At 51.5% G+C, this 20,679-nt stretch carries 25 protein-coding genes; all 25 read left to right on the forward strand.

The features are described 5' to 3' along the window. Nucleotides 1-9: 9 nt before the first annotated feature. The gene (locus OCV58_RS08540; RefSeq protein WP_154877573.1) at nucleotides 10-1,377 is read left to right on the forward strand and encodes a phage portal protein; all 1,368 of its coding nucleotides are present in this window, start codon (nucleotides 10-12) and stop codon (nucleotides 1,375-1,377) included. Further along, nucleotides 1,377-2,981 (forward strand): minor capsid protein, encoded by a 1,605-nt coding sequence (locus OCV58_RS08545; protein WP_154877574.1) that lies wholly within the window; start codon nucleotides 1,377-1,379, stop codon nucleotides 2,979-2,981. The genes OCV58_RS08540 and OCV58_RS08545 overlap by 1 nt, the downstream gene beginning before the upstream one ends. Continuing rightward, entirely contained in the window at nucleotides 2,978-3,208 is a 231-nt protein-coding gene (locus tag OCV58_RS08550) for a hypothetical protein (protein ID WP_154877575.1), read from the forward strand. The genes OCV58_RS08545 and OCV58_RS08550 overlap by 4 nt, the downstream gene beginning before the upstream one ends. 100 nt (nucleotides 3,209-3,308) lie before the next feature. Beyond that, nucleotides 3,309-4,376, forward strand: a complete 1,068-nt coding sequence (locus OCV58_RS08555) for a DUF2213 domain-containing protein (protein WP_267312861.1) — start codon at nucleotides 3,309-3,311, stop codon at nucleotides 4,374-4,376. A 23-nt stretch (nucleotides 4,377-4,399) separates the two neighbouring features. Continuing rightward, nucleotides 4,400-4,879, forward strand: a complete 480-nt coding sequence (locus OCV58_RS08560) for a structural cement protein Gp24 (protein ID WP_154877577.1) — start codon at nucleotides 4,400-4,402, stop codon at nucleotides 4,877-4,879. Nucleotides 4,880-4,955: 76 nt separating this feature from the next. After that, the gene (locus OCV58_RS08565) at nucleotides 4,956-5,474 is read left to right on the forward strand and encodes a collagen-like protein (RefSeq protein WP_154877578.1); all 519 of its coding nucleotides are present in this window, start codon (nucleotides 4,956-4,958) and stop codon (nucleotides 5,472-5,474) included. A 24-nt stretch (nucleotides 5,475-5,498) separates the two neighbouring features. Continuing rightward, the gene (locus OCV58_RS08570) at nucleotides 5,499-6,470 is read left to right on the forward strand and encodes a DUF2184 domain-containing protein (protein WP_107196329.1); all 972 of its coding nucleotides are present in this window, start codon (nucleotides 5,499-5,501) and stop codon (nucleotides 6,468-6,470) included. An 18-nt stretch (nucleotides 6,471-6,488) separates the two neighbouring features. Next, nucleotides 6,489-6,803 (forward strand): Rho termination factor N-terminal domain-containing protein, encoded by a 315-nt coding sequence (locus OCV58_RS08575; protein WP_154877579.1) that lies wholly within the window; start codon nucleotides 6,489-6,491, stop codon nucleotides 6,801-6,803. A 2-nt stretch (nucleotides 6,804-6,805) separates the two neighbouring features. Further along, nucleotides 6,806-7,198 (forward strand): DUF4054 domain-containing protein, encoded by a 393-nt coding sequence (locus tag OCV58_RS08580; RefSeq protein ID WP_107196327.1) that lies wholly within the window; start codon nucleotides 6,806-6,808, stop codon nucleotides 7,196-7,198. A 6-nt stretch (nucleotides 7,199-7,204) separates the two neighbouring features. Beyond that, entirely contained in the window at nucleotides 7,205-7,732 is a 528-nt protein-coding gene (locus OCV58_RS08585; protein WP_107196326.1) for a hypothetical protein, read from the forward strand. Nucleotides 7,733-7,739: 7 nt separating this feature from the next. After that, nucleotides 7,740-8,114, forward strand: coding sequence for a hypothetical protein (locus OCV58_RS08590; protein WP_107196325.1), 375 nt, complete (start codon nucleotides 7,740-7,742; stop codon nucleotides 8,112-8,114). After that, the gene (locus tag OCV58_RS08595; protein WP_154877580.1) at nucleotides 8,104-8,646 is read left to right on the forward strand and encodes a phage neck terminator protein; all 543 of its coding nucleotides are present in this window, start codon (nucleotides 8,104-8,106) and stop codon (nucleotides 8,644-8,646) included. Before OCV58_RS08590 ends, OCV58_RS08595 begins: the two co-directional genes overlap by 11 nt. 5 nt (nucleotides 8,647-8,651) lie before the next feature. After that, a complete protein-coding gene (locus tag OCV58_RS08600) occupies nucleotides 8,652-10,040 on the forward strand; it encodes a DUF3383 family protein (RefSeq protein ID WP_154877581.1) in 1,389 nt (462 codons plus the stop codon). A 19-nt stretch (nucleotides 10,041-10,059) separates the two neighbouring features. After that, on the forward strand, nucleotides 10,060-10,488 hold the full coding sequence (locus tag OCV58_RS08605; RefSeq protein ID WP_154877582.1) for a phage structural protein: 429 nt from the start codon (nucleotides 10,060-10,062) through the stop codon (nucleotides 10,486-10,488). Next, on the forward strand, nucleotides 10,488-11,039 hold the full coding sequence (locus OCV58_RS08610; RefSeq protein ID WP_154877583.1) for a phage tail assembly chaperone: 552 nt from the start codon (nucleotides 10,488-10,490) through the stop codon (nucleotides 11,037-11,039). The genes OCV58_RS08605 and OCV58_RS08610 overlap by 1 nt, the downstream gene beginning before the upstream one ends. Further along, nucleotides 11,036-11,191, forward strand: a complete 156-nt coding sequence (locus tag OCV58_RS08615) for a hypothetical protein (RefSeq protein ID WP_267312862.1) — start codon at nucleotides 11,036-11,038, stop codon at nucleotides 11,189-11,191. The genes OCV58_RS08610 and OCV58_RS08615 overlap by 4 nt, the downstream gene beginning before the upstream one ends. Beyond that, nucleotides 11,173-12,831 (forward strand): tape measure protein, encoded by a 1,659-nt coding sequence (locus OCV58_RS08620; protein WP_154877584.1) that lies wholly within the window; start codon nucleotides 11,173-11,175, stop codon nucleotides 12,829-12,831. Before OCV58_RS08615 ends, OCV58_RS08620 begins: the two co-directional genes overlap by 19 nt. A 21-nt stretch (nucleotides 12,832-12,852) precedes the next feature. Continuing rightward, the gene (locus tag OCV58_RS08625) at nucleotides 12,853-13,599 is read left to right on the forward strand and encodes a phage baseplate protein (RefSeq protein WP_154877585.1); all 747 of its coding nucleotides are present in this window, start codon (nucleotides 12,853-12,855) and stop codon (nucleotides 13,597-13,599) included. Then, nucleotides 13,599-13,952 (forward strand): phage baseplate plug family protein, encoded by a 354-nt coding sequence (locus tag OCV58_RS08630; RefSeq protein WP_154877586.1) that lies wholly within the window; start codon nucleotides 13,599-13,601, stop codon nucleotides 13,950-13,952. Before OCV58_RS08625 ends, OCV58_RS08630 begins: the two co-directional genes overlap by 1 nt. Further along, nucleotides 13,927-14,829, forward strand: a complete 903-nt coding sequence (locus OCV58_RS08635; protein ID WP_154877587.1) for a phage protein — start codon at nucleotides 13,927-13,929, stop codon at nucleotides 14,827-14,829. The genes OCV58_RS08630 and OCV58_RS08635 overlap by 26 nt, the downstream gene beginning before the upstream one ends. Further along, nucleotides 14,816-15,421 (forward strand): Gp138 family membrane-puncturing spike protein, encoded by a 606-nt coding sequence (locus tag OCV58_RS08640; protein WP_154877588.1) that lies wholly within the window; start codon nucleotides 14,816-14,818, stop codon nucleotides 15,419-15,421. Before OCV58_RS08635 ends, OCV58_RS08640 begins: the two co-directional genes overlap by 14 nt. A 16-nt stretch (nucleotides 15,422-15,437) precedes the next feature. Continuing rightward, nucleotides 15,438-15,812 carry a contractile injection system sheath initiator gene (locus OCV58_RS08645; protein WP_154877589.1) on the forward strand — a complete coding sequence of 125 codons (375 nt, stop codon included), beginning with the start codon at nucleotides 15,438-15,440 and terminating at the stop codon, nucleotides 15,810-15,812. Continuing rightward, on the forward strand, nucleotides 15,799-17,247 hold the full coding sequence (locus tag OCV58_RS08650) for a baseplate J/gp47 family protein (protein WP_154877590.1): 1,449 nt from the start codon (nucleotides 15,799-15,801) through the stop codon (nucleotides 17,245-17,247). Before OCV58_RS08645 ends, OCV58_RS08650 begins: the two co-directional genes overlap by 14 nt. Then, nucleotides 17,240-17,908, forward strand: coding sequence for a baseplate wedge 1 family protein (locus OCV58_RS08655; RefSeq protein ID WP_154877591.1), 669 nt, complete (start codon nucleotides 17,240-17,242; stop codon nucleotides 17,906-17,908). Before OCV58_RS08650 ends, OCV58_RS08655 begins: the two co-directional genes overlap by 8 nt. Nucleotides 17,909-17,933: 25 nt before the next feature. Then, nucleotides 17,934-18,677 (forward strand): hypothetical protein, encoded by a 744-nt coding sequence (locus OCV58_RS08660; protein WP_154877592.1) that lies wholly within the window; start codon nucleotides 17,934-17,936, stop codon nucleotides 18,675-18,677. Nucleotides 18,678-20,679 lie beyond the last annotated feature (2,002 nt).

Raw genomic sequence — 20,679 nt, forward strand, 5'->3', positions numbered from 1 at the left:
TAATTACAGATGGGAGCATCACATGCCGACGGCTTTATCAATGCGTTTTTAGGACATGGCACTGGCCGGCGCGACCCGTTTGCCAGTTATATTTATACGCCGAGCCGCAGAATGACTGACCAAGAATGTATGGAGCTTTTCACGTACAACGGCATTGCGCAGAAAATTATTACAGCGCCTGCCGATGAGGCCGTAAAAGAAGGGTTTACGCTGAAAGACGGCGAGGAAACGATGGAAGAGCAAACAAAATCGGTACTGTCGGTAATGGAAGATCTGGAATGGGAGCAGCGGTTTTCAGAAGCTCTTTCGTGGGACAGACTGTACGGCGGCAGCGCTATTTTAATGCTGGCAGATGACGGGACGGCGGCATTAGATACGCCGCTTAACGAAGCAAATTTGCGAAATATTGAACGGCTTGTTGTTGTCGAGGCCCCGGATATTACGACAAACGACGCCATGCTGTACAGCGACCCGCAAAGTCAGCTATACGGCCGGCCCGAATTTTACGAGATAACCGGCTACTACGGCGGACGCCTTACCGTTCATGAAAGCCGGTTGATTATGTTTCGTGGCGGAGTATTGCCGAAAGAAGAGCGTCGGCGTCGCAATGATTGGGGCGCGAAAATCTACGAAAAAATGTTCAACGACATCATGCGATATGATAGCGGTTTGTCGTTAGCTCTCATGGCGTTGTCACGGTTATCCCAGGGCATACTTAAATTGGCCGGCCTGGCCGATAAATTATCATACGCCGAAGGCGAAAAGATGGTTATGCGGCGGTTGCAGCTTATTGATATGGCGCGCCATATGATGAATACGATGGCTCTTGACGAATCGGACACCTATGACCAGAAAAACATGACAATCAACGGTATTACGGATATTATCGACCGCTTCCAGACAGCTATTTCGGCGGCGACGGATATTCCCATTACGGTATTATTTGGCATCTCCCCGGGCGGGTTAAATGCGACAGGCAAAGCCGATTTTGAAAATTATTACAACATGGTTCGCCGTATCCAAAAACGGACACTCAAGCCGCAGCTGTCGCGGCTTATTGATTTGCTAGGCCAATGTAGCGACTATGGTATTGCTTTGCCGGATAAATACACGCTTGAATTTAATCCGCTCTGGCAGCTGACCGAAAAGGAACAGGCCGACACGGAATATGTGAAGGCCCAGACCAAAGAGCGCGAAGCCGCAACGGCCAAGACCTACTACGACATGAACGCGCTGGATGGCTCGGAAATGCGCGACACGCTGGAAAAGAACGGCGACTATGAGCTCGACCGCAGCCTTGACGATACGATTCAAAATTCCCGGCTGGGCCTTGAACCGGGACAGCCGCAGCCCAACACGGAAGGGAATGACGAATAATGAAAGTCGTAGCGAAACGGAAATGGCGCTATCCCATGAGCTTAGAACGGCAGTACGCAAAGCAGCTTGTCACCTACGTCAAGCGCAAATTTGCTGTTATTGACGAGCACCGGCAGGAAATCATCGACACTGTGTCCCAGTACGCCGTCAGAACGGACGACGACAGCCTGATGGAAAGCGTCAGCGCGCAGATTTCCGTACTTCTCGACCGTATCGAGCGGGACATGGAGAGCGCCGACGACCTCACGCGGGCCATGAACAACATGTTCGACGCCGTGAACCGCTACAACGCCAGCGAATTCGATGCCCTAACGAAAAGCTTGTTCGGGTTTCCGCTGCGCGTGCCGGTATCGCAAATATCGCATACTGACAGCGCGGGTCGGTACCGCACGGACGCAACGCTTGATGATGACATCTCAACTCTAAAAATGGCATGGGTACGCCAGAATCTGGCCCTTATCAAGAGCATTGACGCCGATACCATGCGTCGCATTGAGGACAAGATGATGGAACGCATCATTGCCAACGTCAGCATGGGCGACTTGACAAAGTACCTCATCAAAGATATTCGGGATATTGCCGGCGTAGAAGTAAACCGGGCGACGCTGATCGGCGTTGACCAAGTAGGGAAACTCAACGGCAGACTGACACAGTACCGGCAAGAACATGCCGGGATTTCCGAATACCAATGGGAAACGGCCCTAGATTCCCGCGTACGGCCTTCACACCGGCCACGGCAGGGAAAGATATACAAATGGTCGAACCCGCCGCCAGACGGGCACCCAGGCTATCCTATCCGGTGTCGGTGCGTAGCCCTTCCGGTCATCAATCTGGATGAGATACCTGTTCGGCTGAAAGACGGCACCTTTAAATACGTAGATTGGCCGAAGGCTCCGGCACCGAAACCGGCCCCGGCGGCAGCGGCCGCAGCCGCAACGACAGCCGCAGAGGTCAGCGCCATGTTCCCGGAACAGCTGGCCGGAGTATCACGGGGCGAGCCGATGACGCCGGATGAAGCCGACTTCGGACGGCCGAACCCGCATTTCGAAGAAAGTCAGCGGTACCGCATTAACTGCCAGAGCTGCGTTGTTACCTATGAGGCGCGGCTGCGGGGGTATAACGTGGAAACCCTGCCGAATACAGTCGGCTCCATGCTGTTTCAGCTGTCTTGCAATACACGTCTGGCATGGATTGACCCGAAAACGAAAGAAATTCCTTCCTTCATTCCGCATCCAAACAGCAAAACCGGCAAGTCATATATCGCCTGGCTGGAAAAGACCATTCAAAGCGGGCGGCGGTATACCTTACAGGTCTTTTGGAAGCGCGGCGGCGGACATATCGTTTCGATAGGCCGTAACGCTGCCGGGGAGCTTGAAATATATGATCCGCAAACGGCGTGGAAATATACCAAAACGACCGTAACCAATACCCGGGCAGGGAAGACCGCAAAAGACGACGGCCTTGCATGGTGGTTTGGCCGCGTTCGCTGGCGCAGCGCCGGGGAATGGTATGGGCCGGAGCTCTTGCGTGTGGATGATAAAGAGTTTAACCTAAAAGTAGTCAACGAAATCATGAAGGCTGCGGAGGATGGTGAAACGAAATGACGCTGAATAAGATTCTTGAATTTGCCAAAGAACAGGGATATGAAGACGTAGAATTCCGCTGTAAATGGCGGGGGTACGACGTGTACACCTTGATTTACAGCAAAGACGAGCCGGATAGCTGCACTGGCCTTCCCTTCGTAGCGCTGGTACAAGGAGATACAATACGAATCTCTACGACAGAGGAAACCTTCCAGTATATGGATGAGGTTCTCGGAACCGATGAATAATTAAATACCGCATTTGAGCAATGTGAAGAAAATTCATATTGCTCTTTTTTTATGCCATGAAAGGGGGTGAGAACAGGTGCTAAGGTACGACAGATTCGAATTGAGAGCAACAAAAACCGACGAGGGCTTTATCCGCGATACGCCTGTGATTGGCCGTACTGGCCTCATGACGTACTACAACCACGACGGCACGAAGCGGATAGAATACCGGCCGCCGGAAGAGGCGTTTAATGCCGACAGCCTAAATAGCCTGTTGGGTAAGCCGGTCACAGTAGGCCATAAAGCCATGGTGTCCGCAGCCAATGCGGCCGCCGTACAGCCGATCGGTTCCGTGTTGTCGGCCGGTCGGCAGGATGGCAACAACATCGTGGCCGACATGGTCATCTACAACCTGCCGACGAATGCCCGGGAACTGTCCTGCGGCTACAAGCTAGATCTCGACGAGACGCCCGGCACGACGCCCGACGGCCAGCATTACGACGCCGTGCAGCGCAATATCCGCTACAATCACGTCGCCGTCGTAGACAAAGGCAGGGCCGGAGTAGCCCGGCTTAACATGGACGGCGACCAAATCGACGAAGAAGATGAAGGAGGAGACACCCAGATGAGCATGACAAAAGTAAGAACCGACAGCGGCATTGAATACGACGCCGCCCCGGAAGTCAAAGTATACATTGAAAAGCTGTTGCAGGAACGAAATGATTCGAAAACCGCAATGGATAAGCTCCAGGCCAAGTATGACGCGGCCATCAGCGACTTAGATAAGGAAAAGAAAGCCCACAAGGACGCCATGGAGCAGAAAGACAAGGAATTCACCGCCGCCGTAAAGGAACGCGTCGACATGCTGGAGGTTGCCAAGAATCACAACATCGATAAGGCCGACACGATGAGCAACGCCGACATCAAAAAGGCCGTCATCAAGGCCGTTCACGGCGATTACGTCAACATGGACGGCAAGAGCGACGATTACATCGACGCAATGTTCGACATGGCCAAACAGAGCCAGCAGAAACGGCAGGACGGCATGGCCCGGCAGAGACAGACGGTTCTTCGTGGGGATGGCAGCCAGGGCAAGCAGAAAGAGGACCATGTAGACGAGTACGACGTCAATGCTGCTATGGCCAAGCTCCGCGAAGACGAAGCGAACGCATGGAGCAAACCGGTATAGGAAAGGACAGGAGGTAATTTATCATGGCACAACAGAAACCCTTTACGTGGTATCAGCAGGGCATGGCGCCGGGATTCCCCGGCATGAAGGCCAATACGACGGCCGACGTCGTCGATTCGTTTGCCTGCGAAGGCGGCGTCAATCCTGGCGAGCCCGTAGTCCGCGGCACAGACCCGGAACATCAGGCCAAGAAGGCCGCTGCATCGGGTAAGCCGATTGGCATTGCCCTTCACATCCACAAAGAGCCGCCCGAAAGCGATGCGGAAGCGTATTTCCCAGATGGCTATTCTCTGTCGATTCTGACCAGTGGCGACGTATGGGTAACGGCTGGCGGTGATGTGGCCGCAGGCGACGCCGTAGCCTACGACACGACGAAAGGATTTGTCAAGGGCACGGAAACGACGCCGTCGGGCAACATGTTCCTGACGTCCGGCGCAGCAAACGACGTCGTGCGTGTCCGTATTCGTAACGCTGCTGCCATTACCGTTACGGCGGGGGAGTAACGCCGGATACCAACAATATCGTCGGTACAGCCGTCGTTGGTTCGGCGATAGTAGGTTGAAATGGGGGTGTTAACGCATGGCATACGAACCAAAGAAATGGGAAACTGGCAACACAATCACCGCTGCCGACATGAATCATATTGAGGACGGGATTGCAGATATTGAATTGACACCTGGGCCGAAGGGGGATCCCGGAGCGCAAGGGCCCGCTGGAGCCGCCGCTACCATTACCGACGTGACGGCAACGGTAGACGCCAACGTCGGAACGCCGACCGTAGAGGTTACGATGGGCGGCACGGAGCAGGCCCGGACATTTGCTTTTGCCTTTAAGAACTTGAAGGGCGCTACGGGCGCGCAAGGGCCCGCAGGGACCGACGGAACCGACGGGGCAAAAGGTGACAAAGGAGACACCGGCGATCAAGGCCCTCAGGGGCCGAAGGGGGCCACAGGTTCGCCTGGGGCTGCCGGAAAGGACGGCCTGACCATCAAAACAATCGAACTCAATATTACAGGAACGACGATCTCGGGCACGGCAACGATGTCTGACGATACGACGACAGCGCCTATTACCGGAACATACACGGCAGGCGCTTAATTTTTTTTACAGGAGGATACCAACATGCCTACAGACAACAACATTCGCTACGATGACCGCGATTATAACGCTATCGTGCATACGGGCAACTTCGATGCTGACGGTAGCGTCTTTCTGGCTCGACAGCTTACGCATATTCGTGCGCAGGTCTTGCGCGTCAAGAAGGCCGCGCTGAATTCCTTTGATGTATTTCCCGTTACGACGGATATTCCCGTTGGCGCAGAAACGGCATTGCAGCGCGTCTATGACAGCGTCGGCGTGGCCGAAATCATTAGCAACTGGGCGGACGACCTTCCGCGCGTTGACTTGCTCGCCCAGGAATCAGCCGTTACGGTCAAAATGCTCGGCGACGCCTACGGCTACAATTACCGCGAAGTACAGAATGCGCAGTTTGCCGGTATCAGCTTGTCCGCTGAAAGAGGACGGATTGCCAGATATGCCGTAGATTACAAGCTGAACTCGATCGCATGGCACGGCGACGCCGCCCATAAGATTGTCGGCTTTTTGGATAACCCGAATATTTCGGAATTTACCCTTCCGGCCGACGGCGGCGATAGCAGCTCTACGAAATTAAAGGATAAGACCGAAGAGCAGGTCTTCCGCGACCTGAACGATTTTATCGAATCTATCCCGGAAGCGACGAACGACGTCGAACAGGCGAATACGCTGCTGCTTCCGCCGTCCGTATACTCGTATCTGGCCACAACGCGCCTGAGCTACACCGAAACGACGTACCTTAATTTCTTCCGACAGGCGCATCCGGAAATCACCCGCATCATGCGCGTCGGCGAGCTGAAAGGCGCAGGCGAAAGCGGCAAAGACGTCATGATTGCCGGATACTTTGACCCGACGTACATCAAGTTCGAAATTCCGATTCGCTTCGACCAGTTGCCTGTCGAATACCGCAATTTGGAATATGTCATTAACTGCGTTGCATCCACGGCCGGCGTTACGGTAACGATGCCGTTCGCTTTTGTTAAGGCCGAAGGCTGCTAAGGAAAGGGGGAAACTATCATGATGATTCTTATGAACAAAACGGCCCGCGTCATCTTCGCCGGGGAGTATCGGCTGGTGCCGGAGGTGCCGCAAGAAGTCGAGTCGGATAAAGACGCGTTTCTGAAGCTCTATCCCCGCATCAAGTCCTTGATTGACAAGGGCGACATTCACATCATCAGCGGGGAAGAAGCAAAGAAAGCTGCCGAAGCGTTGGAAGATATGACGGTAGAGCACCTCAAAGAATATGCTGCGCAGAAAGGCATTGAGATTCCCAACGGCTTGAAAAAAGCCGACATTCTCGATCTTATCAAGGCCGCTGAAGCGGATGAGTAGTCATGACGCAGCTTGAGATATTCCGAAAAATCGCCCCGGAATTTCAGCAAATTTCCGACGACGAAGTGCAGGGAATGCTGGATCTTGTCGGCGATATTCTGAGCAAGAAACGGTTTGGCAAGATGTATGATCGGGCCGTCGCTTTGTTGGCGGCCCATCAGTTTACCTTACAGACCCTGATTGCCAACGACGAAAACGCCGGGGCGGCGACGTCGCTGACATCCGGCGCTCTTGTCTCGGAACGGGAGGGCGATTTGCAGCGCTCTTATGGCGGAATGGCGTCGTCTTCTTCGGGCGACGACATGGATTCCCTGCTCAAAAAGACCGTGTATGGTCTGCAATTTTTAACGCTTCGCAGCATGTGCATCGTGCCGGTCATGACGCGGATGGGGTGATGAAGCATGACAAAAGTCATTGACGTTGACCTGGGGTACAAAGAGATCATCGGCGATCTGGAACAGCTGGACGGGAAGAGCGTAGAAGCCGGCGTATTTGCCAACGCTGGAACCGAAAAGGACGGCAAGACCAAAGTGGCTGATGTGGCCTATTGGAATGAGTACGGCGTCGATATTCCGGTTACGCCGCGGATGCGGGGGTATCTGCACACCATCGGCATTCATCTGAGTCCCAATAAGACGACGATTCATATTCCGGCCCGGCCGTTCATGCATCAGGCGGCCGACGCCAATATGGATAAATGGGGCGACACAGCGGAACGGCTTGTCACGCTCATTCTTAACGGCATGTCCGCTGAGCAGGCACTCGAACTGCTCGGAACTCAGGCCAAGGGGGATATTCAAGCTATCTTCACGCGCGGCGACTTTGCCCCCAACTCACCGGCGACGATCGCCCGGAAAAAATCCAGTCGCCCGCTCATCGACACCGGCCGCCTGCGGAACAGTGTTGATTTTCGTATCAAGAGAGGATGATACCACGATGGGATTCCGCAAACCTGTCAAGATTTTGCGCCGGGCCGTGGGCTCCGTCGGCGACGACGGCTATTATGTCCCGGGAACGGAGCAGGAATTGACGATTTTTGCCTCCGTGCAGCCGCTCAATGCCAACGAATACACGCAAATTGCCGCAGACGGGGCCAGAAACGTCCGTTACATCAAGGCCTATACCAACACCCCTCTACACCCTGCGAAAGAGGCAGGATGGGCAAATACGGAAGATTCCGGGCCATGGGAGGCCGATACGATACTCTGGCAGGGCAGCCGGTTTCAGGTCATCCAGTGCGACCCGTACCAGAGCGGCGTTATCAGCCACTACAAGGCCATCGCGCAGGAGGTGATGCCGGATGACAAATGACCAGAGACGATTTGTTCATGACCTTATCGCCGAACTGCTGAACATTCCCAAGCCGTCCGTCATCTGGGCCAATCAAAACAACATGCCGCGGCCCATGAAAGCGTATGCTACGCTGCGCCTGTACAATGCGCAGCGGGAAGCGGCCGAAGAGCTGCGGCCGACGGACACGCCCGGCATCATGAACATCGTCGTACCGACCTCGGCAATGCTTGAAGTCCAGTACACCGACAACCAGAAGCAGAACCCCCTTGAAACGCTGGAACGAATGGTTCGAGGCCTTGAAAAGCCAACCGTGGCAGACCGATGTCAGGCTGCCCGGGTGGCCTTTTTTAATGCCGGGCCGGTTCAGGACGTATCCTTTACGCTCGGCGCCGTCGCCTGGGAACACCGGGCCGCGGTTGACCTGAGCATCCGGTATATGTCGGAAATGACGGACGACGTCGGCTATATCAACGAAGTCAATGCAACCGGAATTATGATAAATTCCGCAGAAGGGGAACATCAAACGAATATTAATGTGAAAGGGGATTAGTAAACATGGCGAGTTTAGATCGCATTGTAAACGTTCAAATTGCGTTAAATACAACTGGTATATCGACATTAGGATTTAGTACATTGCTTTGTGTTGGTCCACACATGTACGGATTGACGCGAGTCAGCACGTATACAGATGCCAACCAGATGATTGACGACGGATTTTCTTCAGACGATGCGTTATATCGAATGGTTTCTGCTGCATTTGCACAGACTCCGTCCCCGGCACAGGTTAAGGTCGGCCGACAGCAGGTAGACGGGTTCACTTTAACTGTTGGGCAAGTAGGAGCGACAAGCACTTATACATTGACAGTATCTAATGTGCTTACTGACGGGACAATAAGAGAAAAGGCTTACACATATACAAATAGTTCTGGAACTACCTCTGACATCCTAAAGGGCATTTTGCAAGAAATTACAAATGACGAAGAAGCCGTTATTACTGATAACGAGGAACAATCTTCTGAACCAATGTTAACCGAATTGCATCTTGAAGCTAAAAACACGGGAACGGCTTTTTCAGTAAAAGTCACTAGCAACTTGCAAACGTCTATGGATGCAACTACGGAAGACATCGCTAATACAATGGCCGCTGTTTCTGCGTCGGACAGTGATTTTTACGGTATTGCTCTCGCAAGCCGAACAGATGATGATATTCTCGACATGGCAGAATGGGCTGAGGCAAACGAAAAATTATTTGGCACAGCCACGGACGCGGACGGTGCCAAAAATAGTGAAATTGCGACGGACATCGGCAGCAAGCTTCAGGATAAAAATTATTACCGCACATTTTGGTTCTACCACGCATTGGCTGCTGAAGAATATCCGGAATGTGCTATCATGGCTCGCTGTTTTTCCATCAACCCGGGCGGCGAAACGTGGGCGAATAAGCAGTTATCCAGCATTACGACGGACAGCTTGAGCGAAACGGAAGCGCTGGCCGTACAAGGAAAGAACGGCAACACGTTTGAACCGTTCCGTAATATTTCTATTACGCAGAATGGCAAAGTGGCGGCCGGCGAATGGATTGATGTTATCCGCTTCCGGGACTGGCTGGCCGAAGAGATTAAGGTCAATGTCTTTAATCTGCTGATTAACCGCGACAAAGTGCCGTATACCGACGCGGGGATAGCCGCCATCGAATCCCAAATTCGCGCCGCTTTGACGCTCGGGCAGACTCGCGGCGGTATTGCGCCGACAGAGTACGACGAAAACGGAAACCAAAACTTGGGCTTTACCATATCTGTGCCGTTATCCTCGAGTATTTCGCCGAATCAAAAAGCGCTGCGCATCTTGAATGATGTTAAGTTTACGGCTCGTCTGGCCGGCGCTATCCACGTCGTCAATATTACGGGCAACTTGACCTATGAAAACTTGATTGTTGCGGCATAAGGAAAGGAGATAATGGCAAATGAGCGTATTAACCTATGACCCGAAAAAGCTTTTAGTCATTTTTGGCGGTCAGCAGCTTACGGGCTTTTCCGAAGACGACATGATTACGATTCGGCCGCTAGGCGACGGCATGACCATTTACGTCGGCGCGGACGGCGAAGTCGGGCGCAGCATCGACCCTAATTCGTGTTTTGAGGTAGAAATAAACCTTGCATCTACGAGTAAGAGCAACGACTATTTATCCAATGCCTATAACCAAGACCGCGACAACGGCGGCGGCAAGAAGCCACTTATGATAAAAGACTTGTCCGGATCGACATTGTTCTTCGCAAATGATGCGTGGGTTCAGAATTTCCCCGAAGCCGGAAAAGGGCGGCAAATCGGGGCCCAAAACTGGACGCTGAACACAGGGGCCGTAACGGACCCGATTATCGGAGGTAATGACTAATGTATAGCGGTGGAGAAATCAAAGAGTATAAGCAGGGCGCGTATACCTTCAATATCCGGCAATTTGACCCGTTTTACGCCATGAAGGTATGGGGCGACCTGCTGAAAGTGGTCGCTCCTCTTCTGGATGGTGGCTTTGATGCAATAAGAAAATCACCGGCGAACGATAAGCATACGTCGGATTTTGCACTATTGGCCAACATTGCGACCGGCGGGTTTACGGCCCTTGCGCGTCAGCTGAACGGGGACGAATTGCTCCGGATTGCAAAATTGCTGCTTGACCCGGAATACGTGTACGTGAAGAAAGGAAACGGCGATTTTGTGAAATTTACGGAATCCGTTGCCAATGAGGTCTTTTCTGGTCGGCCTATTGACATGCTCGTGCTGATGTGTCAGGTCGCCGCGGTGAACTTCGCGGATTTTTCGAAGCTCTCCAGCATCCCGGATGGGTTCCTCGAGATTTGGGGCGCGATCCGATCGATGTTCCAGGACGCGTTGAACGCTATTTCGAGTCAACCCTCTTTATCTGGAGAGCGATCCGAGAAGGAATGACGACATTCCGGGACGTGAAAGAAGGCCGGGTCACACTGGCCGAACTCGTCCGTATGAATGACTATCTGACGATGGTATCCGATATTGAATACTGGAATATGACGAAGAAAATGCCGAAAGGAGGTGGGCAGCCATGGCCGCGTCGGCGGTAAGAGAATTACTTATCAGAATTTCATATGAGCTTAACCGGGGCAGCCAGCACCGGGCAGAAGCTGCAATCAACGGGACGAAGGCGAATATGCGGCGAATGGCCCAAAGCGCCACCTTTGCCGGGGATTCTCTGAGCCGGGCTTTCCTGCGGGCGGGCCCTGCCTCGCAAATGGCCGCCCGGGCCGTGAACAACGTCAATTATGCCTTGGCCCGGCTGCGCCGGAACAGCAACGTCAATTTTAATATGCGGGGCTTCGGGCAGGGATTAAGTGCCGTCAATAATCAAGCTGCGGCTTTAATCGGTAAGTTTAACGCATTAGGAGCGGCTATTGCCGGGGCGTTTACTATTCATAGTGCGGTGCAAACTGCGGATGAACTGATGAATCTTGACGGGCGGTTGCGGACCCTATACGACGATGAAAAAGAACGCGCCGCGGTTGAAACTGAACTCTACACGATGAGCCAACGAAACCGGCAAGGGCTTACTGAAATGGGTGACTTGTATTTTAAAGTTGCCCGGGCCGGGAAACGATACGGAATTACGATGGAAGATGTTTCCCGTGTTACGGATATTGTTTCAAAGTCCTTGACCGTCGGCGGCGCATCTGCCGCAGAGGCTTCCTCTACTATTCTACAGTTGGGGCAAGCATTGGGTTCCGGCGTTCTTCAAGGCGATGAATTACATTCTTTGGATGAAAACGCATCGCTTCTCATGCAGCATATTGCGGAATCTATGGGTAAGAATATCGGCGACTTGAAAGAAATGGGCAAGAATGGTGAGCTTACCAGTGAAGTCATTATTCAAGCTATTCTGGATAGTGGTAAAGCCGTAGATGCGGAATTTTCTAAAATGCCGACAACTATCGGGCAAGCCATGCAAAAATCTACAAACCTATGGCGGCGCTTTATTTGGTATATCGAAACCAAGTCAAAGGTATTTTCTTGGGTAGGTAAGCAAATCAGCGACGCCGTCGATAAAGGCGACGCCTTGCTTACCATCATGAGCGGCCCTATGGAAGGACGGACGCCGGAAGAAACGGCTAAAAATAAAATTGAATATGAGCAGACCGTCACCGAAAATCCGGCATTGGCGCAGGTGGCGGCTGGGCTGAATAAAATCGTTGAAGCATTGGGCGTTGCGGGCCAATACATCAGCGATGTTTTTGCTCCTGCTATCGATATGATTAAAGAACACTGGGAGCCGATCATGCAGGCGTTCGAGCCGGGCCTACAGATGCTGAAACAGGGCGTTGCAGAATGGACGGAAGCATTCGAGACGCTCAAGCCGGTATTGCAAGGAATTGCAACGATTATCGGGTCGGCTTTGGTGGCAGCGATTACCTCACTCTTTACGATTGGCTCGCGGGTCTTCCGTGATTTGGGCGACTTGGTCAATACCGTTGCCAGTGCCGTCCGCACCCTGTACGATTGGCTTTCTGCCGTCGTCAATAAGGTACTGGAATTTATCGGCTTAAAAGCTCAGTTCGATGCTGCCGGTAGTGCGGCAGAATCCTTCTCGCAGCGGGTAATCAACGTAAATACGCAGCAGAGCAATCAATTCAATTTAGCCTCTTCCGACGAGCTCGCACCAGCTATGCAGTCCACTTCGTATGGACTAGAACCGTTTCAATTAAGCTACTGATAACAGAAAGGAGGGTTATATATGCCGAGCCTTAGCAGCTTACTGGGCGGCAGCGGCTTCGTGTCCCGCGCCGCCGGGGTAATGCCGAAGCCGACGCAACCGGCAAAAATCGGCGACTACCTGACCGTCGACGTCGTCATGTCCCGGGAAACGAATTTCGACAGCGAAGTCACGGAATATCCGGTCGAAGACGGCTTCCCCATCGCTGACCATGTCGTCAGAAAGCCTATGCGGCTGTCTATGGATGTCGTATTTACGCCAACGCCGGTTACTTGGGGCAATAGTTTCTTAGGCGGGCGAACGCTGAATGCCGTTACGAACATGCTGATGCAGATTTACCAGAAAGGCGAACCGGTAAAAATTACACTAGTGGACGCCATCTATACCGACATGGTCATGACGTCGGCGCCGCTGCCCCGGAACGTCGAAAACGGCTATTGCTACCGCTGCCAACTCGAATTTACGCATGTGCGCCGTGTGGTGCAGCGGACGGAAGACGTGCCGGAAGAATATGCCGCCAACGACGCAGCCGGGAAAGCCGGAACGACGGAAAAAGACGGCGGAGCCGCGGCCCAGACGAAAATCGGGACGGGCCTACAAACGGTCGACGCCTCGGCCGGAAGCGCGGGCGGCGGGATTCTGGGAATCAATACGGACAATATCGATTTCGGCCAGCTCGGGGCCATGGCGACCGGCTCGGAAGCGACGGCATACATGGCCGCCTATTCCGTCTATCAGTCGATTGGAAAGGCAGGGACATTTTTCTAATGATTACGATTTCAATGACCGACGCCAACGATTTTTACGAGACGGTGATCATCGATACTGTCCAATACAATTTGCATTTTGCTTGGAACGACCATGCCCAGTCCTGGGCCATGGATGTTCGCGACAGCAAAAACACGGATATTGTTCGCGGCATCGCGCTCGTGCCGAATTTTCCGCTCCTGCACCAGTACCGCCGTCATGTCGGCCTTCCCGGCGGGGAGTTCGTGGCCGTCATTACGTCGCCGGTTACGGGGAACGAGAAAATCGGCCGGACGGATTTTATCACCGGCAAGGCGTCTATGGTCTACATCCCGGAGGCGGAACTCAATGACATTATGGCATCGACAGTATAAAGTCATCTTCCCGGAAATCAATCTGGAATATGCGAACACGATCCGCGTCCAATTTGCCGTGGAAAAAGACCTCACGAAAGAAACCAATAAAAGCGCTCTGTCCTTGTACAATCTGTCGGAAGATTCTCGTAACCGAATAGAAGTTGCCGACCGCAAAGTCGAGATTTGGGCGGGGTACAAGGATAATACTGGCCCTGTCCGGCTGTTTGTCGGCACGGTCACACAGAGCGAGACGAAAGAAAACGACAAGGACGTAGAAACGAAGCTCACGCTGGCCGACGGGAACGTGGCGATCCGGGACACGGCTTTCTCCTTGTCCTTTGCACCGGGAACATCCGGGAACCGGGTATTACAGACAATCGCCAACGCCATGGGGCTGCCGCTGGTGCTGGGTGAAGGCGTGCAGTTCGGGACGTTCGTCAACGGGTATTCCTTCGTCGGCACGGCGCGCGAAGCTCTGGACGGTGTTTGCTATCATTCCGGCTGTTCGTGGAGCGTGCAGAACGACGCCTTACAGGTCATCATGAACGGCGGCGTTTTTGCAAACCGCGGCCTTGTCTTTTCCGCAGGAAGCGGCCTGATCGGCTCGCCGGAGCGGATTATTCGGGCCAATCCAAAGACGGATAAGGATACGCCGAAGCGGCGGCGCCGGCAGAAGGCACGAAAAGAAAAGCCGGAAAAACAGTCCGGCTGGAAAATCAAAACGCTGCTGGCCCCGACGGTTACGCCGGGCGATGCGGTGAAGGTCGAAAGCCGCATCATTACGGGATGGTTCCGCGTCGAATCCGTCAAGCATCAAGGCGATTCTTACGGCGGCGACTGGATCAGCGAAATGAATCTTATAGAAAGGCTGACGTATACCGATGAACAACAGTAATCAAGGACCGAATCAAATCAAGGAAATTGTCGAAGGATGGACAGACAACAAGCTGGCGGCCGTTCATACGGCGCTTCCTGGCAAGATTGTTTCCTACAGCCCGGCGACAAATCGGGCGCAGGTGCAGCCCTTCGGCAAGTACAAGCTCGACGACGGTCGTTCCTTCGACTATCCCGTTATTCATAACGTGCCGGTACAGTTCCCGATGGGCTGCGGCGGCAGCTCCGGCGTGACCTTCCCCCTGCGGGCGGGTGACGGCTGCCTGCTCATTTTTGCGGAATCGCAGCTGGATGACTACCTGAGCGGCGGCGACAGCGACGATACCCGGAAACACGACATGAATGACGCGATGTGTATTCCTGGGCTGTACAGCGGGGCGGCCCCGTCGAATGTGTCCCATGCGTCCGACGTCTGCCTGTTTAACGGCGGATCGCTGGTGCTGCTGGGAAGCGGCGGATTTTCCGGCACGTTGGCCGACGGAACGAATTTTTCGTTTTCCGGCGGCGATTTAGTCGTGAACGGCATTTCGTTGACAAAGCATCCACACGGCGGCGTTATGTCGGGCGGCAGCAAGACCGGGCCGCCGGAATAAAGGGAGGTATCACATCATGGCCTATGATATTGCAATGAACGTAAGTACCGGCGACTTGGTCATCCAGAACGGCGACCTCGTGCTCATCGATCACGCCGAACGGGTCGCGCAGCAGATATTGATTACGCTGCGGGAGTGGCTCGGGGAATGGTTTTTGGATACGCGGGACGGCGTGCCTTATTTAGAGTACATACTGGTCAAAAATCCGAACGAAAACCATATCCGGCAAATTCTCATGGAAAAAATCGGCAGCGTCGAAGGGGTGTCGTCCGTCACATCGATGACGCTGGCTATGAACAATTTTTCCCGCACGCTGGCCGTGGAGTATGAGGCGGAAACAACGTACGGACTGATAAAACGAAAGGAGCTGCTCGGCTATGCCAGAAATTAAATACGGCCTAACCCGGGACGGGTTCAAGCGGAAACGGCTGCCGGAAATACTCGACAGCCTGAATAAGCGTGTCGCGGACAAGCTGGGCATGGAAATCCAGACGGGGAGCAATTCCATTTTCGGGCAGCTTCACGGCGTTTATGCTTATGAGCTGTCTGACCTATGGGAATTGGCCCAAAATGTCTACAATGCCATGTACCCCAATACGGCGGAAGGCGTTTCCCTCTCCAATGCGGCCGCCTTGGCCGGAATTACGCTCATTGATGCGGAGCGAAGCTCGCTCGTAGCGACCTGCTACGGTGACAACGGGACACCGGTTCCGTACGGTTCGCAAATTTCGTCCGCAGACGCCGATGCAACGGTTTGGACATGTATGGACAATGATTCATACATAGACGCCGGGAAAGCGTCGTATGCGTCCATACAGATAGCTTCTGACGTGTCTGAGGGCGCGCAGTACACGCTGGCCATCGACGGCGTGCAAAAATCCTATACGGCAAAAAGCGGCGACGATAAGGCGGTGGTATTGGTCGGCCTATCGTCGCAGTTTAGTTTTACGGATAAATCCTTTACCGTGACCAACGATACGATGACGCTGGCAACAGCCAACCAGAAGAACACCTTTACGATTGCCGCGACCGGCGTATCTATCATTGAAATTGGCTCGCCGGTGAATTTCCGGTGCACCACGGCCGGAGCCATTGACCCGGCCCTCGGCACGATTACCCAGATTTTGACGACGTATGCCGGATGGCGTAGCGTGTCGAATAATGTCGCGACGACCGTCGGCCGGGATGCGGAATCCGACATCAGCCTGCGGCAGCGGTGGAGCTCGTCCTTATATGACCGTGCTTCGGCCATGACAGATTCGATTGCCGCGGCAGTTTATTCCAACGTCGAGGGCGTCACGACCTGCCGAGTGTACGAAAACAATACGGATACGGAAGACGAGGAAGGCCGCCCGCCGCATTCCATTGAGGCCGTCGTTGACGGCGGACTGGAAAACGACATTGCGCAGCAGATTTGGAACCGCAAAGCCGGGGGGATTGACACTTTCGGCGACAGCAGCGGCGTCGCTACGGATTCGCAGGGCGTGCAGCATACAATATACTTCAACCGCCCGCAGCAGGTCAAAGTCTGGATGAAGATTGTCGTAGGAACAAATCCGGATGAAATATTTCCTTCTGGCGGCATTACTGAAATTGCGCAAGCCGTTCTTGATAAAGGAAACCTACAGGAAGTGGGGCAAGATGTTATCCTGCAACGGTATTTTGCGGCTATTTTTTCCGCAACCACCGGTATTGGATACATCAACCTGACGGCTTGTACGGGAGACGAAGCTACGTCCTACACAACAAACAACATAGAAATTAACGAGCGTCAAATAGCTGTTTTTGACGAGTCCAGAATCGAGGTGTCCAAACAAGATGAGTAGTAACCGTACGGAAAGCATGGAAAACCACCTGATTGGACAATTTCAAGGAAAGCAGATATTGCAGGTAATCATTGAGGCCTTGGGCGAAGAGCTGAACGAGCTGGACCAGGCCTTTTCTGACCTGCTGGAGAAACGATGGATTGACACGGCAGAAGGCGTGCAATTAGATGGCATAGGAACAATTATTAATCAGTCTCGTCAAATTACAGAAGCCATTCAAATATCATTTTTTGGATTTATGGGGCAAGAAAATTCTTTAGGATTTGAAGAAGGTCGTTTTTACGACAGAGGGGAGCCTTGGCTGCAAAGTGTCAATTTAACCGATCCCGAATATAGAAAAATATTATGGCTAAAAGTTTTTAAAGATATTTCAAAAGGAACCGCAGACGATACCATAAATAGTATACAAAGAATTATGGATGCACCATATGTAACGCTGACAGAAATCGGCAATGCTAAAATCATGGTCGGTATCGGTAAAATATTAAATGTAAATGACATTGCCTTCGCCCGTGCCGTTGATTTGGTTATCCGAGCAGGAGGCGTTGGGTTGAATCGGTCGATTATGTTTAATTACGATAGTTATTTTGGTTTTTTAGGTCAACGCAATGCAAAAGGATTTGAACAAGGAAGCTTTGCTGATGCGATTAATTTGTCTTGATCAATAAAAAAAAGGAGTAATTATTATGGCTGAAGTATTGGACTTCTCTAAAATATGGGCGCAAAATTCGCCTTTGGATCCGTATGTATTTTCAGACGACAATTATTTAAGAGGGTGGAACTTCATCGGCGCTCAACCACCAGACAGAGGCATGTTTGATGCTTGGATGAATCTGGCTGATAAAAAATTAAAGTACTTATTCGATAACTCAGCATCGAGTGAATCCCTATCTGAACATAATTCAGATTCTTCAGCGCACTCGAATTTAACTCTGACGATGAACGATTCGCTCATCCCGACCAAAGATACGGATATGCTTGTCAATCTCTTATCGGGGCTCGGGAGAAGATTTCGGGATGTGACTGGGAAAGGGAACTGGTATGATGCCCCGGATATAAGCCTTGCAACACTGGCCACACTGGTTAGTAATCTCGCGAGCGGATCCGATGTGCAATGGAGCGGCACTAAATTCACGAATGCAAAGCTCGGTATCAGTGGACTGATGGCGCAAAACGGGTATATCCAATTCGGACCGAATTTCGGCGGCTTAATTGTACAGTGGGGAATGCAAGCTGCCGGCAATAACTGGGACGTGTATTATCCGATAACGGTTGCTACGATACTCGCTCTTGTAGCTATCGATGCGGGGGCGACTGCGAGCGATCAGCTGCAAGCAATTGGCGTTAATCCATCAGTAACGAGTTTCAAGACGTATTCTTCGGCCGGTAATAATTTTAAACTATCGTGGGTAGCTATTTGCAAATCATGATGTAACGAAAATAAATTTCGGCGATTAAATTATCCGGATTTTGTCTGGCATTTTGGTAGACTGTTGCCGTGGCGCCATTAATAGTGACGCCTAAGCTATATGCTCCTGCGCCGCCATCTATCGCAAGTGCCGAATATATCGTAGTTACAGATACCGGTAGATTAATTGCCGCACTTAACACAGTCGGTATAGTCTCGTTTCCCCACTGTACGCTACAGTGGGGATTATCTACGAACGACCCCGGCATGGGCGGAGCTACTTTTTACTATCCCGTCACTTGCAATCCTTTTATTGCTTTAGTCGGGACAACAAAATTAGGGACAGCTGGCATGCCGACAAATGATGCCGTAGTTACAGAAATTGGAACAACATCATGCACAATAGACAGCACTCCAGCTGAGTATACAGGTACTTACAGAGTTGTCGTTATCGGCAGATAGCTATCCAGTTGAAACCCCACGGCGTAGCACTATTTCCACTGTGCTTATCGGCAAATGCTCCAAACAAATATATTGGTTTGACCTAAACTGCACGCGGCATGGCAATTATTGCTATTTAATATGGTTATCCAGGCAATTGCAGGCGCGTTTGCTTCTTGAAATGCCGTGGAATTAGCCCATAAAATTGAGCTTACAGTTAGCGGGAAAGTTATAAGATAACTGGTGTTTGCGGTTGTGCAGTACTGCATTGTCCACTGTTTACTTACCGATAGCGACCCAACGAAACGATGTGATCTGGCTTTGCGACGGGAAAACAGCATCAAACTTAAGAACAGATTCATTTTGAATTGCTGCTATAATAGTTAAATCTGAACTTACACCAATGGCACGGGCAAAATTTGTGAATGAAATTTGATATGTAATTGTTTGTAATGTTTTAACTCCCAATAAACTTCCCCACTGTACCGAACAGTGGATAAAACAATCCATTGAATTGTCAGAGAATTACGATTCGTCAGAATATAGTAATCCGATTTATTCAGGAGAGGCAACGATAAGTACCCCGATTTCATTTCTTACGGAGGTATATTTGTTTGTTACAGGCAATAGTGATGTTGCACAAAGCTCAAGCGAGACGATATCTATCTCGGCAATCGATAAAACAACATTAACGATATGGGCATCAGCTTCGGCCAATTCCCCTGCAAACCACATAGACGCATTTGTGTTAATCATTGGCCGGTAGACAGTGGGGATACTTAGGCAATAATATAACTGTCGTTAATTTGCCGATATCGTATACAAATTTTAAAATTGGTATTGGCATTCATGTTGGTGCTGCACCGGTGGTTGTAATTGAATTACAAAATTATTTTAATAGTTTAACTCAAATCGGATTTAGCACATTTTCACTTGACGGTAGCTATGATGCCAACGCCACTACCTGGTATATTACTATAGGATGGTAGACACAGTGGGGAAAAGCACCATACGAAAATCTCGTAGCAACGGCAACGTTTGCGATTGCCTTTTCAAATACCGACTATATTGGGGTAGCTACTGGCATTTTGGAGGATGATTCCCAAGCATTTGTACGAGGTATCTTGCGTAATCATAAAACTATTGTCAGCTGCCTGTTTAGAGCCTCTGAAACTGGAGGCCCGGCAGCAGAATATATTGTTATCGGCCGATAGCTATAAGTTGGATAGTTCCGCTGGGATTATCTTTTATGTAAATGATAAAAGTAGATGTGCGAAGTTCAACGCCTAGTAGTCTTGTCCCAGATCCAATGTCATTCGCGACACCGCAAAAAGCAGTGGTAAAGGATAAAGGCAACGGATACTCTTGCCCATTTTGCACTAGTTGTTTTGCCCACTGTAGAGTGGATAAAAAAGGGGGGATGAGGCCTATAAAAATTGTCATATTGTCAATAAATTTAGAAATAATGAGAATAAGAAAATACGGTTAATTGTAAAATGAATTTGAACAGGTAATCAAAAAACAAAAATCCATAGTGAAGCTTCATGTTAAAATGGTTTTGCGAGAAATCATCAACAAAGGAG

Origin of the sequence: Megasphaera stantonii, assembly GCF_025567065.1 — a bacterium.
Classification (GTDB): domain Bacteria; phylum Bacillota; class Negativicutes; order Veillonellales; family Megasphaeraceae; genus Megasphaera; species Megasphaera stantonii.

Coding starts and splice junctions, on each gene's coding strand:
- OCV58_RS08615 (WP_267312862.1), top strand. CDS start 11,036: ATGACGACATTCCGGGACGTGAAAGAAGGCCGGGTCACACTGGCCGAA.
- OCV58_RS08585 (WP_107196326.1), top strand. CDS start 7,205: ATGACAAAAGTCATTGACGTTGACCTGGGGTACAAAGAGATCATCGGC.
- OCV58_RS08650 (WP_154877590.1), top strand. CDS start 15,799: ATGCCAGAAATTAAATACGGCCTAACCCGGGACGGGTTCAAGCGGAAA.
- OCV58_RS08625 (WP_154877585.1), top strand. CDS start 12,853: ATGCCGAGCCTTAGCAGCTTACTGGGCGGCAGCGGCTTCGTGTCCCGC.
- OCV58_RS08560 (WP_154877577.1), top strand. CDS start 4,400: ATGGCACAACAGAAACCCTTTACGTGGTATCAGCAGGGCATGGCGCCG.
- OCV58_RS08640 (WP_154877588.1), top strand. CDS start 14,816: ATGAACAACAGTAATCAAGGACCGAATCAAATCAAGGAAATTGTCGAA.
- OCV58_RS08645 (WP_154877589.1), top strand. CDS start 15,438: ATGGCCTATGATATTGCAATGAACGTAAGTACCGGCGACTTGGTCATC.
- OCV58_RS08620 (WP_154877584.1), top strand. CDS start 11,173: ATGGCCGCGTCGGCGGTAAGAGAATTACTTATCAGAATTTCATATGAG.
- OCV58_RS08550 (WP_154877575.1), top strand. CDS start 2,978: ATGACGCTGAATAAGATTCTTGAATTTGCCAAAGAACAGGGATATGAA.
- OCV58_RS08660 (WP_154877592.1), top strand. CDS start 17,934: ATGGCTGAAGTATTGGACTTCTCTAAAATATGGGCGCAAAATTCGCCT.
- OCV58_RS08635 (WP_154877587.1), top strand. CDS start 13,927: ATGACATTATGGCATCGACAGTATAAAGTCATCTTCCCGGAAATCAAT.
- OCV58_RS08540 (WP_154877573.1), top strand. CDS start 10: ATGGGAGCATCACATGCCGACGGCTTTATCAATGCGTTTTTAGGACAT.
- OCV58_RS08580 (WP_107196327.1), top strand. CDS start 6,806: ATGACGCAGCTTGAGATATTCCGAAAAATCGCCCCGGAATTTCAGCAA.
- OCV58_RS08590 (WP_107196325.1), top strand. CDS start 7,740: ATGGGATTCCGCAAACCTGTCAAGATTTTGCGCCGGGCCGTGGGCTCC.
- OCV58_RS08655 (WP_154877591.1), top strand. CDS start 17,240: ATGAGTAGTAACCGTACGGAAAGCATGGAAAACCACCTGATTGGACAA.
- OCV58_RS08570 (WP_107196329.1), top strand. CDS start 5,499: ATGCCTACAGACAACAACATTCGCTACGATGACCGCGATTATAACGCT.
- OCV58_RS08600 (WP_154877581.1), top strand. CDS start 8,652: ATGGCGAGTTTAGATCGCATTGTAAACGTTCAAATTGCGTTAAATACA.
- OCV58_RS08575 (WP_154877579.1), top strand. CDS start 6,489: ATGATGATTCTTATGAACAAAACGGCCCGCGTCATCTTCGCCGGGGAG.
- OCV58_RS08545 (WP_154877574.1), top strand. CDS start 1,377: ATGAAAGTCGTAGCGAAACGGAAATGGCGCTATCCCATGAGCTTAGAA.
- OCV58_RS08605 (WP_154877582.1), top strand. CDS start 10,060: ATGAGCGTATTAACCTATGACCCGAAAAAGCTTTTAGTCATTTTTGGC.
- OCV58_RS08630 (WP_154877586.1), top strand. CDS start 13,599: ATGATTACGATTTCAATGACCGACGCCAACGATTTTTACGAGACGGTG.
- OCV58_RS08595 (WP_154877580.1), top strand. CDS start 8,104: ATGACAAATGACCAGAGACGATTTGTTCATGACCTTATCGCCGAACTG.
- OCV58_RS08610 (WP_154877583.1), top strand. CDS start 10,488: ATGTATAGCGGTGGAGAAATCAAAGAGTATAAGCAGGGCGCGTATACC.
- OCV58_RS08565 (WP_154877578.1), top strand. CDS start 4,956: ATGGCATACGAACCAAAGAAATGGGAAACTGGCAACACAATCACCGCT.